Genomic DNA, 13193 nt, shown 5'->3' with positions numbered 1-13193 from the left:
GAAGAACGATCCCGCGCGCCGACGGTCACCGCGCCCGCGCCTGAGCCCGCACCTGGGCCCACACGTACGCCCGCGCGGACGCCCACGCCTTCGCCCACGCGGGCGCCCGCCGGCGGCGCCCGCCGTCACAGCCTCGGGTCGACCGGCTCCGACTCCAGCGCGAGCACCGCGAAGACGGCCTCGTGGACCCGCCACAGCGGCTCCCCGGCGGCGAGCCGGTCCAGCGCCTCCAGACCGAGCGCGTACTCGCGCAGGGCCAGCGAGCGCTTGTGCCCGAGGTACCGGGTGCGCAGCCGCTCCAGGTTCTCCGGCCGGGTGTACTCGGGACCGTAGATGATCCGCAGGTACTCGCGGCCGCGCACCTTCAGGCCCGGCTGGACCAGTCGCCCGTCCTTGCCGTGGGCGTACGCCCGCAACGGCTTGACGACCATGCCCTCGCCGCCGGCCTCCGTCAGCTCCAGCCACCAGTCGGTGCCCGCGCGCACGGAGTCCGGGTCGGTGGTGTCGACGTGGATCCGCCCGGTACGGCGCAGCAGCCCCGTGCCGGAGCGCTCGTCGGCCTCGACGAGCCGGTCCAGCCACGCCAGCTGCTCGTCGTGCGGGACGGCGGCGAGGCTGCGGCCCTCGACCGCCAGCAGCTGGAAGGGCGCGAAACGTACGCCGTCCAGCCCGTCGGTGCTCCAGCAGTAGCGCCGGTAGGCGTCGGTGAACGCGGCCGCGTCGGCGGCCCGGGCCCGCTGGCGCTCCAGCAGCTCGCCGGTGTCGACGCCGCGGGCGGCGGCCGCCTCCAGGGCGTCCAGCGCCCCGGGGAAGACCGAGCGGGCGGCGGCGCCCACGGCGGCGTACTGGTGGCGCAGCAGTCCGGTGGACTTCAGCGACCAGGGCAGCAGTTCGCCGTCGAGCAGCAGCCAGTCGGTGCCGAGCTCCTCCCAGAGCCCGGCGCCGGTGACGGCCGTACGCAGCCGCGCGAGCACCTCCTCGGTGACGGCGGGGTCGTCGAAGAAGGGCCGGCCGGTGCGGGTGCACACCGATCCGGTCGGGCCGTCGGCCACGCCGAAGCGCGTCCGGGCGGCCTCGGCGTCCTTGCAGAGCAGGACGACGGCCCGGGAGCCCATGTGCTTCTCCTCGCACACCACCCGCTCGACGCCCTCGTCGCGGTAGTGGGCGAAGGCCTCCGCCGGGTGCTCCAGGAAGTGCCCATCAGCGGCTCCGCCGCGGGATTCCTCCTTCGAGGTGGCCACCGGCGCCATGGTCGGTGGCAGGTACGGCACCAGGCGCGGGTCCACCGCGAAGCGGCTCATGACCTCCAGGGCGGCGGCCGCGTTCTCCTCGCGCACGCTCACGTTGCCCAGGTGCCGGGTCTCCACGATCCGGCGGCCGTGCACGTCGGCGAGGTCCAGCGGACGGCCCTCCAGGCCACCGGGCGCCTCGGCGGCGAGCGGCTTGGCCGGCTCGTACCAGACCTTCTCGGCCGGTACGTCGACCAGTTCGCGCTCGGGCCAGCGCAGCGCGGTCATCCGGCCTCCGAAGACGGCGCCGGTGTCCAGGCAGATGGTGTTGTTGATCCACGAGGTGTCGGGGACGGGCGTGTGGCCGTAGACCACGACCGCCTTGCCCCGGTAGTCCTCGGCCCACGGGTAGCGCACGGGCAGGCCGAACTCGTCGGTCTCGCCGGTGGTGTCGCCGTACAGCGCGTGCGAGCGGACCCGGCCGGAGGTGCGGCCGTGGTACTTCTCGGGCAGACCGGCGTGACAGACCACCAGCCTGCCCTCGTCGAGGACGTAGTGACTGACGAGGCCGTCGATGAACGCGCGGACCTCGGCGACGAACTCCTCGTCCTCCTTCGCCAGCTGCTCGATGGTCTCGGCCAGCCCGTGGGTGTGCTGGACGTTCCTGCCGTTCAGGTAACGGCCGAGCTTGTTCTCGTGGTTCCCGGGCACGCACAGCGCGTTGCCGGACGCGACCATGCCCATCACGCGGCGCAGCACGCCGGGGCTGTCGGGGCCGCGGTCGACGAGGTCGCCGACGAAGACGGCGGTACGGCCGTCGGGGTGGACGCCGTCGACGTAGCCGAGCTCGGCGAGCAGGGTCTCCAGCTCGGAGGAGCAGCCGTGGACGTCACCGACGATGTCGAACGGGCCGGTGAGGTGGCGCAGGTCGTTGAAGCGCTTCTCCAGGACCACCTCGGCCGTCTCGGCCTCGGCGACGCTGGAGAGCACGTGCACCTTGCGGAAACCCTCGCGCACCAGCCCGCGCAGGGAACGGCGCAGCTCGCGGCGGTGGCGCTGGATGACCTGGCGGGGCAGTCCGGCCCGGTCGGGGCGGGCGGCGTTGCGCTCGGCGCAGACCTGCTCGGGCATGTCGAGGACGATGGCGATGGGCAGCACGTCGTGGGCGCGGGCCAGCTGGACCAGCTGGCGGCGGGCCTCGGACTGCACGCTGGTGGCGTCGACGACGGTGAGGCGGCCGGCGGCCAGCCGCTTGCCCGCGATGTAGTGCAGGACGTCGAAGGCGTCCTTGCTGGCGCTCTGGTCGTTCTCGTCGTCGGCGACCAGGCCGCGGCAGTAGTCGGACGAGACGATCTCGGTGGGCTTGAAGTGCTTGCGGGCGAAGGTGGACTTGCCCGACCCGGTGGCCCCGATCAGGACGACGAGGGAGAGGTCGGTGACGGGCAGCACCCGTCGTCGCTCCGTGGTGGTGTCGGCGGGGGTGGCGTCGGCGGTGGTCATGCGGCCCGGCCCTCCTTCGGGGTCTCGGCGGTGTCGGTGGTGTGCGTGGTGGCGGCGGTGTCGGTGGTGTGCGTGGTGTCGGTGTCGCCCGCGCTCCGGTGGAAGACGGCCATCTGGGTCGGCGGGCCGACCTCGGGGTCGTCGTCGCCGACGGCGACGAAGTCGACCGCGTACCCGTACCGTCCGGCCACCGTGTCCGCCCAGGCACGGAACTGCGCGCGGGTCCACTCGAAGCGGTGGTCGCTGTGGCGGACATGGCCGGCGGGCAGGCTCTCCCAGCGGACGTTGTACTCGACGTTGGGCGTGGTCACGAGGACCGTCCGGGGGCGGGCGGCGCCGAAGACGGCGTACTCCAGGGCGGGCAGCCGCGGCAGGTCGAGGTGCTCGATGACCTCGCTGAGCACCGCGGCGTCGTACCCGGCGAGCCGCTTGTCGGTATAGGCGAGCGATCCCTGGAGCAGGCGCACGCGGCCGCTCTGGCGCTCGCCCATGCGGTCCAGGCGCAGCCGCCGGGAGGCGACGGCGAGGGCGCGCATCGAGACGTCGACGCCGACGACCTCGGTGAAGGCCACGTCCTTCAGGAGCGCCTGGACCAGCTGGCCCTGGCCGCAGCCGAGGTCGAGCACCCGCTGGGCGCCGGCGGCGCGCAGCGCGGCGAGGATCGCCTCGCGCCGGCGCACGGCCAGCGGCACCGGCCGCTCCTCGGTGTCGTGCGTCTCGTCGACGGCGTTGTCGAGCTCCTCGGCCTCGCTGCCGTCGGCCTCGGCCAGCCGGGCCAGCTCCAGGCGCTCCATGGCGTCCTGGGTCAGGCTCCGGCGCCGGGCCAGGTAGCGGTCGGTGATCAGGCGGTGCTCGGGGTGCCCGGCCAGCCAGCCGTCACCGGCGCGCAGCAGCTTGTCGACCTCGTCGGGGGCGACCCAGTAGTGCTTGGCGTCGTCGAGGACCGGCAGCAGCACGTACAGCTGGCGCAGCACCTCGGCGAGCTTCAGCTCGCCCGCCAGGACGAGGCGGACGTAGCGGGAGTCGCCCCACTCGGGGAAGTGCTCGTCCAGCGGCACCGGCGTGACCTCGACCGAGGTCCAGCCCAGCGGGCCGAACAGCCGGTGCACGAGGTCCGCCCCGCCGCGGGCGGGCAGTGCCGGGATCTCGACGCGCAGCGGCAGCGGCCGCTCCGGCAGCTCCGGGCGGGCGGCGCACTGCCCCTTGAGGGCGGTGCGGAACACGGTGCTCAGCGCGACCGCGAGCAGCGAGGAGGCGGCGTACGGGCGGTCGTTGACGTACTGCGCGAGGGCGGCGTCGGGTGCCCCGCCGCGGCCCTTGCCCTTGCCCCGCCTGACGAGCGCGACCGGGTCCACCTCCAGCAGCAGGGCGGCCGTGCAGCGCTGGTCCGTCGCCTCGGGGTAGAGGACGTGGGCCCGGCCGTGGGAGGTGGTGAACGACTGCGCCTTTCCGGGATGCTTGTGCAGCAGAAAGCCCAGGTCAGTGGCGGGACGTTCGGTGGTGCCGGTCGTAGAGATCGTCAGGAACATGCGCTTCAGTATGTGCCGCGCGCGCCCGCCGGCACACTGCTTTTCAGACCGGGTCGATGCCGGTACGCGGCCGCGCGGACAGGCGGGGCAGGAAGGCGATGCCGGGGTTGCAGTCGCCGAAGGACACCCGGCGGCCGAGCGGTCCCGATTCGACCAGGACCAGGCCGGTCACCGGCAGGCCCTGGAGGTGGACGGGCTCGACGGTGAACTCGTAGACGCGGCCCAGCGTCTCGCCCTCGGTGGTGGAGCGGCCGGCCGCGGCCGTGGCCGTGGTGGTGGTCGACTGCTGCCAGCTGCGCGAGAGGGCGGTGGAGAAGGACCGCGAGGCGCCCCAGTCGCGCCCCGGGGAGGTGCCGCCGCCGGTGCCCGCCGTGTGCTCCTGGCCGGTCCGGGCGCCGTAGCTGGTGCCGCGGCTCTCGGTGAACGTCTCGCCGGACTGCCGGGTGAGCCGGCTGACGAGGAACTTGTGCTCCTGGCCGATGAACTGCGCGGCCGCCCGGGCCTCTTCGCCGTTGCCCAGCCGCATGAAGACCGTCGCGCTGTCCGAGCCGCCGGCGACCTGGAGGGCGGCCTCCCGCAGGTGCTCCAGCAGCAGGACGAGGCGGACCCCGGCGGCGCGGGCCTGGCGGGCCATGGACTCCAGGGCCTGGCGGCCGAGGTGGTCGGCTCCGGCGATGACCACGGTGGCGGTGCCGGGGGCCACCGGCCGCTTGCGCAGGGTGTGCAGGAGGCGGAAGAAGGCGAAGCGGTCGGTGAGGTCCTTGCGGCGGTGGACGAGGTCCTCGGTGGTGAGCAGGGTCAGCCGACCCGGCTGCCACCAGTCGGCGGCCGCCGCGGTGACGCCGGTGAGCTCGGCCTGCTCGGCGCGGGCGAGCAGATCGATCTGGGCGCGGACGTAGCGGAGTTCGTCCTGGGCACGCTCCCCGCGGGCGACGGAGCCGGCGGCGCGGGCCAGGGCCTCGGCCTCGGCCGGCGTCAGCGGTCCGGTCCCGTCCCCCGCGCCCGCCCCGGGCTCCTGGCGGCCGAGGAGGGCGCGCAGCCCCGCCGCGAGGCGGGCGAAGGTGAGCGGGCCCGGGAGCAGGGTGGCGACGGTCTGGACGAGGTCCACGTCCATGGTGTGCAGGTCGACGTCGGCGGTGGGCGGCCGCATGGTGGAGAAGGTCTCGGCGAGGGCCTCGGCCAGCTCCTCGGGGGTGAACTCCGCGCTCAGGTCGACGCCGAGCAGGCCGCCGGGCAGCGGCACGTGGCCGACCGGGATCCCGCGGCCGGAGGCGAGGAGGGCCAGTTCCAGGGCCACCGTCTGCTGGGTGAGGTCGAGCACGACGACGCACTGGCCGGCGCTCAGCAGCGGTCCGCCGACGCTGGTGAGCAGGCTGGCCCAGCCGTTGCCGGTACCGCCGAAGACGTCGACGCGGCTGGGGGTGGTCTCGAGGGCGAGCGGGAACCAGGTGTCCAGCCGCTCGCTCGCGCGCAGGTGGGCGGCGCGGTGCTCGTCGAGTTCCCGCTGCCAGGCCTGGACGCTGTCCCGGTGGCCCGCCTCGGCGCGGGTACGCCTGTTCCTGAGGCGGCGGCGGGCCATGAAGAGCCGGAAGCGGAGCGAGGCGACGACGACGAGGGCCAGGGCGAGGACGGTGACGGCCACGGTCGCCGCCACGTTCTGCCCGGTCGCCAGGAAGGCGACGACACCGACGATCACGACGATGAGGGCGGAGGCGGAGGCGGAGCGCCCGTCGTCGACCTTGTCCTCCAGCTTCTCCTTCAGCCGCTCCACCCCGGCGGTGGAGGGTTCGGCGTACACGGGCGGCGTCTGGGCGGCGGGGTGCGGTGGCGGCTCCGGCGGCGCCACGAACTCCCAGCCCCAGCGCTCCGGCCCGGTGAAGACGCGCTCCGCGAGGTCGGCCGGGCCCGGGTCGCCTTGCCCTGCGCCGGGCCCCGCATCGGTGCCGGGACCCGCTCCGGCCCCGGGACCCGCCCCAGACCCGGGACCCGCTCCTGCGCCGGCCGCGGCATCGCCGTCGGCGCCGTCGTCGTCCGCCCCGGTCGCGGCATGCGCCTCGGCAGCACTCATCAGACCCCCCGTTCGATGGTCGGAGCATGGTGCCCCGGACCGACCGGCCCTGTCAGCTCCCGTGGCGTCCGCCGCCCCGCTCTTTGGCGAGAACTGGCCCACGTTTGGCTCAAGTCGACGAACGGAGCCCCTCGATCCAGGCCGGGCCGATCCGGCAGCAGCCGCCGATGAGGCGGGCTCCGGCCCGCTGCCAAGCGGCGGTGGGCCAGGGTTCGGGGGTGTCGGGGGCCCGCCAGATCCGGTGCGCGGCGTCCCAGGTGGATCCGTCATTGGGGTAGGCCAGCAGCGGTTTGCCGGTGACCGAGGCGGCGGCCCGGAGCGCGGGTAGGACATCGGCGGGGGCGCAGCAGTTGACACCGACCGCGATGATCTCGGGCAGGGCCGCGGCGAGGGCGAAGGATTCGGCCAGGTCCTGCCCGGCCCGGGTACGTCCCTCCGCGACCGTGTACGAGAGCCAGGCCGGCACCCCGCTGCCGGCCAGGACGGCGAGCAGGGCCTCGGCCTCGTCGGCGTCGGGGATGGTCTCCAGAGCCAGTACGTCCGGCTCCGCGGCCAGCAGTGCCTCGATCCGCGGGCGGTGGAAGGCGGTCAGCTCCCGTACGCCGAGCCCGTAGCGGCCGCGGTACTCGGAGCCGTCGGCCAGCAGCGCCCCGTACGGGCCGACGGACGCGGCCACCCACACCTCGTGGTCCGCGGCCTCCGCGGCGCGGGCGGCCAGCGTGACGCTGCGCCGCAGCAGGGCGGTGGTCGCGGCCCGGTCGTAGCCCCGGCGGGCGAAGGCCTCGTAGCCGACCTGGTAGCCGGCGGTGATCAGGACCTCGGCACCGGCCCGCGCGTACGTGGTGTGGGCGGCCTCCACCTGGGCCGGGTGCTCGGCGAGCACCCGGCCCGTCCACAGGCCGCCGGACAGGTCGCAGCCCTGGTCGGCGAGCTGGTTGCTCAGGCCACCGTCCAGGAGGACCGTCCGGTGGGCGAGGGCGGCCGCGAGCGGACCGGACGCACGGGGCACGGCGGGCTCCTCCTCAGCCGAGCTGGGACATGACCTGCGAGGAGATCAACTCCAGGTGGTCGAGGTCGTCGAGGTCGAGCACCTGGAGGTAGAGGCGCGAGGCGCCGATGGCCGCATAGGTGCCGATCTTCTCGACGACCTCGGCCGGGGAGCCGGCCAGGCCGTTGGCCTTGAGCTCGTCCACCTCGCGGCCGATCGCGGCGGCACGGCGGGCGACCTCGGCGTCGTCCCTGCCGACGCAGACCACGAGCGCGTTGGAGTACACGAGGTCGTCGGCCTTGCGGCCGGCCTCCTCGGCGGCGGCCCGGACCCGGCCGAACTGCCGCTCGCTGTCGGCGACCGAGGCGAACGGCATGTTGAACTCGTCGGCGTAGCGGGCGGCCAGTTGCGGGGTCCGGCGGGCGCCGTGGCCGCCGATGAGGACAGGCACCTTGGCCTGGGCGGGCTTGGGGAGCGCGGGCGACTTCTCCAGCTGGTAGAAGCGCCCCTCGTAGTCGAAGGTGCGGCCGGGGGCGGTGGACCACAGGCCGGTGACGATCGCCAGCTGTTCCTCCAGACGGGCGATGCGCTCCGCCGGGAAGGGGATGCCGTACGCCTTGTGCTCCTCCTCGAACCAGCCCGCGCCCAGGCCCAGCTCGATACGGCCGCCGGACATCTGGTCGACCTGCGCCACCTGGATCGCGAGCACGCCGGGCAGCCGGAACGTGCCGGCGGTCATCAGGGTGCCGAGCCGGATGCGGCGGGTCTCGCGGGCCAGGCCCGCCAGGGTGATCCAGGCGTCGGTGGGGCCGGGCAGCCCGTCGGCCGAGCCCATCTTCACGTAGTGGTCGGAGCGGAAGAACGCGTCGAAGCCGAGGTCCTCGGTGGCCTGGGCGACCGTCAGCAGGGTGTCGTAGCTCGCGCCCTGCTGCGGTTCGGTGAAAATGCGAAGATCCATGCTCTTATCCTGCCCTCCCGACCACGGCAGGGTGAATCTGCGTCAACCGGGAGCGGCGCCCCCGGCCCGGCCAGTGACCAGCACGGATGGCACTCGTTGGCTCGATCGGAGCCGGACCGCCCGGCCCGCGCGCCGGCGGCTGACGACCGGTGCGTCCACCCACCCCCTTCCGCCACGCGGAAGGGCCCGGGCCGAGGAGGCCGCCATGTCCCAGGAGTCCGTGCCGGAGCACACCGGACCCGTGCCCGAGCACACCGGGCAGGACCCCGCGGCACCCGTGCGGAGCGGTGCGCCGAAGGGTCTCCTCCAGCAGATGGAAGAGCTGATGGCCGCACTCAACGCCGACCTCTCGCAGCTCGACGCCGACCTCCAGTCGTCCTCGCAGTCGTCCTCGCAGTCGTCGTCGCACGCGTCCCCGCAGCAGTCCCCGCGGCCGGCCGCGGAACGCGCCCCTGACAGCGGCTCCTGGTCCTCGTGACCCTCGCGGGTCCCGCCGCACGGACCCCTGGCCCGCGGCGGGACCCGAGCCGGCCCGGTCCGGCGCAGGCCTCGACTCCGGGCCACGGATCCCGGACCCCGGGTCCCGGACCGCGGATCCCCGGCCTCGGACCTCAGAGCCCTCAGAGCACTCCGGAGGCCGATCCCCGTTCGCGGACCGCGAGCCGGCGCAGGATCGCCCGGACCCGGTCGCCGGCCTCGTCCGCCGCGTCGATCGACTCTATGCACTGCCAGTACAGGCCCTCGTCGTCCGTGGCGCACGCCACCCCGACCAGCGCGATCCCCACTTCGCCCAGCAGCGCCTGGAGCCCCAGCAGGGCCTGACGGACATCGGACACCTCCGTCAGCTGCGCCGCGCGCGGCGGGTGGTCGGGTGCTCTGCTGTCGCTGCTGCCTATCGCCGCGCGGTCGAAGACCCCGCAGCCTCTGCCTCCCGCCTCGTCCAGCCCCCGTGCCTCCTGTCTCAGCTCCGGTGGTCCGCCCACCGAGAGCCAGTTCCCCAGTCCCTGGGCGAGCGCCTGGGCCTGCCAGGCCTCGCCCACGATGTCCATCGCCGCCCCGCTCTGCGCCAGCGCATGCCGACCGGCTGCGATGAGCCGCACCGCATCCATATGCCGTCCCCCGTCCGCACGACATCCCGACCTTCTCACCACTACCCAGAGTGAAGGCAACGGGCCAGTAAAGCCAGGGGTATTCGGAAATCTCTGGACACAAACATGGTTGTGGACGACGCCATCACTCCGAAGAGTGACGATTCGGTGTCGAAGTACCCGACACCGGGAAGCGGTGCTCGTTCCGGTCGATCTTCGCGGCGAGCGCATCCAGCACATCCACCCCGAGAACCTCACAGAATTGCAGCAGATACGCGAGCACGTCCGCGACCTCATCGGTCACGCGGTGCGCGGTTTCCGGCTTCTCCATGACCTTCGCCGACTGTTCCGGTGTCAGCCACTGGAAGATCTCGACCAGTTCGGACGCCTCCACGCTCAGCGCCACGGCCAGGTTCTTGGGCGTGTGGTACGGCTCCCAGCCGCGCGCGGCGGCGAAGTCGGCCAGCCGCCGCTGGAGCTGGGCGAGCCGCTCGTCGCCACCGTTCGAAGACTTCTCGTTCACGGGGTCAGGTCTACCACTGCCACGCCGGGCAGTTCACGGGCCAGGCGCGCGGTCGCCTCCCCGACCTCCGCGGCCAGCCGGACGTGGCCGCGCCCGCCGCACATCAGGGCCAGCCGCAGCAGTTCGGCGACCTGGCGCCGGTCCATGCGGTGGTCGAAGCCGTCGGCGAGGACCGTCAGCGCCTGCCGCGCGGCCGGCACTTCGGCGGCCGGGTCCACGGCCAGCACCCCGGGCCCCGTCAGCAGGACCAGCGCCAGGGCGAGGTAGCGCAGTTCGCCCGAGCCGAGCCGGGCCAGCGGGGTGGACGGCGGGCCGGCGCCGGGGCCGGCGGCGCGCACGAGTTCCGCCGTGAGCCGGCCGTCGGGCAGGGCCCGGGCGGCCAGGTCGCGGACCGGGCCCGCGCAGCCGGCGCGCGCGGCCCCGACGAGCAGCCCGTAGCGGGTGGCGCACTCGTGGCGGGTGCGGTGCAGTACGTCGGCCAGGTTCCCGCAGCCGCGCAGTAGCCGGCCGGCGCCGAGCTCGACGGGTTCGCGCATCAGGGCGGGGCTCGGGTCGCAGGGGAACACCGAGCGCAGGGCGACCACGACCTGCTCGGCGGCGGCCAGCACCTGGAGCTGCGCGGGGGTGCTGCCGGCGACCCGGAGCGGGAGCAGGGCCGTACCGAGCCGGTCGTCGGGCAGCGGGGCCCGGGTGACGCCGGTGGTGCCGCCCGTCAGCCAGGCGGCCTGGACGCAGCGGCGGCCGGGGTCGCGCAGGGCGGTGGTGAGCAGGATCTGGCCGTCGGCGGTGAGCCGTTCGCCGACGATGCGCAGGCCGGGTTCGGCCTGGACGGCGAGGTCCAGGCGGACCGGGCCGGCGGGGCCGTCGACCGTGCAGCCGATCCGGAACCCCCGCCGCCCCTGGGCGTCGGGCAGGGCCCGCTCCGGGACGCAGGCGCGCGGGTCGGGGAAGACCTCCCTCAGACCCGCCCCGGACCCCAGGCGCGCCAGGGCCTCGAACCCGGCGAGCGCCCGGGACTTGCCGCTGCCGCTCGGTCCGGCGAGCAGGGTGACCGCACCGAGCGGGAGCACGGCCCGCCGGTGCGGGCCGAAGGAGTCCAGCCTCAGCTCGGTGACTGCGGGACGTAAGAGGGGAACGGGCGGTGCCCCGGCGGGCGGGGCGGCGGGGCCGGCGGGACCGGGCCGGGCCCCGGCGGACCGGGCGGAGGGAACGAGGGGAGCGGTGGCGGCGGCCCCGGCGGGCGGCCCGGCGTCCGTGATGGCGTCCATGGGCGGACGCTACGGGGCGCCGGGCCGGGCACGGCGCCGGTGAACCGTTCCACCGACGCGACCTTCCTACGATCGGGGGACGGCCCCCGCCGCGATGCCCTCGACCTCGGTACCGACCGGGGCCAGCAGGAAGACGTTGCGGTCGACGCGGTGCATGCCGCTCCCGAGGCCGAAGACCACGCCGCTGCTGAAGTCGAGGATGCGCTTGGCGACCTCGGCGTCCGCGCTCGTAAGGTCGAGCAGCACGGGGATCTGCGCGATGAGGTATTCGGCGACCTCGCGCGCGTCCGCGAACACCTGGACGCGGATCACCACCATGCGCCGCTGTTCGGCCGCGGCATGCCCGTGGGGCGCGGGGACGGTGCGGTGGTCCACACGGGACGGCCACTCGTTGCGGCTGCGCAGCGGCACCACCTGCGCGAGCCCCTCCCACTGTTCGTCGGTGACGTCGTACCTGCTCACCGGGCCGCCTCGGCCAGACGCTTCTTGTGCATCCCCCCATCCTCCCTCGTTTCACCCGTTCAGCCCAACACCGACACGAACCACGTATCGTCACGCCATGAGACACGGCGACGAGCTCCGCGGCGTCCGCGACACGGGCCGCGGCACGGGCCCCGACCCGCGCGGTGGCGGGGCGGCCGGCTTCGGCCCCCGCCCGGCACGGCCGCGCCAGCGGGCCGACGCGGTGCGCAACCGGGCCCAGATCCTCGCCGCGGCCGAGCAGTTGTTCGCCGAGCGCGACCCGCGCACGGTCACGATGGACCAGATAGCCAAGGCGGCCGGGGTCGGCCGGGCCACCCTCTACCGCCGTTTCCCCGACCCGTCCTCGATCGCGGTCGCCCTCCTCGACGAGCACGAGCGCATGCTCCAGGGGCAGTTGGCGTACGGGCCGCCGCCGCTGGGTCCGGGCGCGCCGGCCCCCGAGCGGCTGGCGGCCTTCTACGCGGCCGCCGTCGACCTGCTGGAGCGCCATCTTCCGCTGGCCCTGGGCGCCGAGACGGGTCCGGCCCGGTTCCGCGGCGCGGCGTACGGCTACTGGCGCGCGCACGTGCGCGAGCTGCTCGCGGACGCGGGCGTCGAGGATCCGGAGGCCTGCGTCGACATCCTGCTGAGCCCGCTGTCGCCGGAGGTGTACCAGCACCAGCGGCACACGCTGGGGCTCGCGCCGGAGCGGATCAACCGGACCCTGGGCCGGCTGGCACGCCGGGTACTCCGCACGACCGAGATAGGTTAGGTTAGGCATACCTAACCCACTCGGGACCATGGAGAGATCCGCATGCGCATGTTCGGCGCCCACGCCCACCCGGCCGCTCCCGCCGCCCGGCCCACCGACGCCGAACGCGTCCGCTCGGTCCTGGCCGCCGCCCACTCGATGACCGTGGTCACCGACGGGCTGCGCGCCGAAGTGCGCCACCTGGACGGCAGCGATCCGCTGGGCCGGCTGCACCTGCACCCCGCCGATTCGGTCCCCGCCGCCGAGGACCGCCCGGCCGTCCGGCTGGAGTTCACCGACGTCGCGCCCACGCCCGTACGCGACCGGGTCCGCGCCCGCGTCACGATCCTGGGCCGGCTCCTCACCCCGTACACGCAGGAGGGCACCGAGAGCACCTGCCTGGAGTTCGGGCGGGCCGTCCTGGAGACCGCCGAGGGCACGGCGTACGTCGGCCTCGACGAGCTGGAGATCGCCGAGCCCGACCCGCTCGCCCCGTACGAGGCGGGCATGCTCACCCACCTCCTCGACGACCACGCCGAGCTGGTCACCCTGCTGCTGCGGCTGGTCCGCCCCCAGCCGGCCGGCGGTGTCCTGCGCGCCCTCCCGGTCGCCATGGACCGGTACGGCATCACGCTGCGCCTGGAGAGCCGGGACGGGCACCGCGACGCGCGCCTGCCCTTCCCCTCGCCGCTGGACGACGTCGAGCAGTCGGGCCCGCAGATCCAGGCCCTGCTGAGCAAGGCGCGGCGGCTCTCGCACCGCAACACGCTGCCCGCCTGAACCACCCGCGCGCCGCGGTCCACGCACCCCGGGGGAATGCGGGCGGCCC

12 protein-coding genes are annotated in these 13193 nt (G+C 74.7%); 3 read left to right on the top strand and 9 right to left on the bottom strand.

What is annotated here, in order from left to right; translation table 11 throughout:
- Positions 1 to 125: 125 nt before the first annotated feature.
- From ACZ6KO_RS00880 to ACZ6KO_RS00860, 5 genes are all read right to left on the bottom strand, one after another.
- Positions 126 to 2729, bottom strand: a complete 2604-nt coding sequence (locus ACZ6KO_RS00880) for a polynucleotide kinase-phosphatase (protein WP_469298335.1) — start codon at positions 2727 to 2729, stop codon at positions 126 to 128.
- Positions 2726 to 4258, bottom strand: coding sequence for a 3' terminal RNA ribose 2'-O-methyltransferase Hen1 (locus tag ACZ6KO_RS00875; RefSeq protein WP_469298333.1), 1533 nt, complete (start codon positions 4256 to 4258; stop codon positions 2726 to 2728). The genes ACZ6KO_RS00880 and ACZ6KO_RS00875 overlap by 4 nt, the downstream gene beginning before the upstream one ends.
- Before the next feature lie 43 nt (positions 4259 to 4301).
- On the bottom strand, positions 4302 to 6326 hold the full coding sequence (locus ACZ6KO_RS00870) for a hypothetical protein (RefSeq protein ID WP_469298331.1): 2025 nt from the start codon (positions 6324 to 6326) through the stop codon (positions 4302 to 4304).
- 109 nt (positions 6327 to 6435) lie between these two features.
- Positions 6436 to 7335: a homocysteine S-methyltransferase gene (mmuM, locus tag ACZ6KO_RS00865; RefSeq protein ID WP_469298329.1), complete on the bottom strand. Its 900-nt coding sequence runs from the start codon at positions 7333 to 7335 to the stop codon at positions 6436 to 6438.
- A gap of 13 nt (positions 7336 to 7348) precedes the next feature.
- Positions 7349 to 8272 carry an LLM class F420-dependent oxidoreductase gene (locus ACZ6KO_RS00860; RefSeq protein ID WP_469298326.1) on the bottom strand — a complete coding sequence of 308 codons (924 nt, stop codon included), beginning with the start codon at positions 8270 to 8272 and terminating at the stop codon, positions 7349 to 7351.
- A gap of 205 nt (positions 8273 to 8477) precedes the next feature.
- On the opposite strand from ACZ6KO_RS00860, the gene ACZ6KO_RS00855 reads away from it, so the two are divergent.
- Positions 8478 to 8750, top strand: a complete 273-nt coding sequence (locus ACZ6KO_RS00855; protein ID WP_469298324.1) for a hypothetical protein — start codon at positions 8478 to 8480, stop codon at positions 8748 to 8750.
- A gap of 142 nt (positions 8751 to 8892) precedes the next feature.
- Here ACZ6KO_RS00855 and ACZ6KO_RS00850 read toward each other — a convergent pair whose 3' ends face one another.
- From ACZ6KO_RS00850 to ACZ6KO_RS00835, 4 genes are all read right to left on the bottom strand, one after another.
- Complete coding sequence (locus ACZ6KO_RS00850) at positions 8893 to 9381, bottom strand: DUF6099 family protein (protein ID WP_469298322.1); 489 nt, start codon at positions 9379 to 9381, stop codon at positions 8893 to 8895.
- Between the two features lie 124 nt (positions 9382 to 9505).
- A complete protein-coding gene (locus ACZ6KO_RS00845; protein WP_469298319.1) occupies positions 9506 to 9883 on the bottom strand; it encodes a nucleotide pyrophosphohydrolase in 378 nt (125 codons plus the stop codon).
- Positions 9880 to 11151 (bottom strand): AAA family ATPase, encoded by a 1272-nt coding sequence (locus tag ACZ6KO_RS00840; RefSeq protein WP_469298316.1) that lies wholly within the window; start codon positions 11149 to 11151, stop codon positions 9880 to 9882. The genes ACZ6KO_RS00845 and ACZ6KO_RS00840 overlap by 4 nt, the downstream gene beginning before the upstream one ends.
- 66 nt (positions 11152 to 11217) lie before the next feature.
- Positions 11218 to 11613 (bottom strand): cell division protein SepF, encoded by a 396-nt coding sequence (locus tag ACZ6KO_RS00835; protein WP_469298313.1) that lies wholly within the window; start codon positions 11611 to 11613, stop codon positions 11218 to 11220.
- Positions 11614 to 11710: 97 nt separating this feature from the next.
- Here ACZ6KO_RS00835 and ACZ6KO_RS00830 point away from each other — a divergent pair, with 97 nt between their 5' ends.
- Together ACZ6KO_RS00830 and ACZ6KO_RS00825 are read left to right on the top strand one after the other, a co-directional pair.
- Positions 11711 to 12385: a TetR/AcrR family transcriptional regulator gene (locus tag ACZ6KO_RS00830; protein ID WP_469298311.1), complete on the top strand. Its 675-nt coding sequence runs from the start codon at positions 11711 to 11713 to the stop codon at positions 12383 to 12385.
- A gap of 42 nt (positions 12386 to 12427) precedes the next feature.
- Positions 12428 to 13144 carry a DUF2470 domain-containing protein gene (locus ACZ6KO_RS00825; RefSeq protein WP_469298308.1) on the top strand — a complete coding sequence of 239 codons (717 nt, stop codon included), beginning with the start codon at positions 12428 to 12430 and terminating at the stop codon, positions 13142 to 13144.
- The last annotated feature ends 49 nt before the right edge of the window (positions 13145 to 13193 follow it).

It is taken from the genome of Streptomyces sp. NPDC042102 (genome assembly GCF_055582305.1).
Note: the sequence above shows the minus strand (reverse complement) of the source record. Positions and strands in the feature narration are given on the sequence as shown.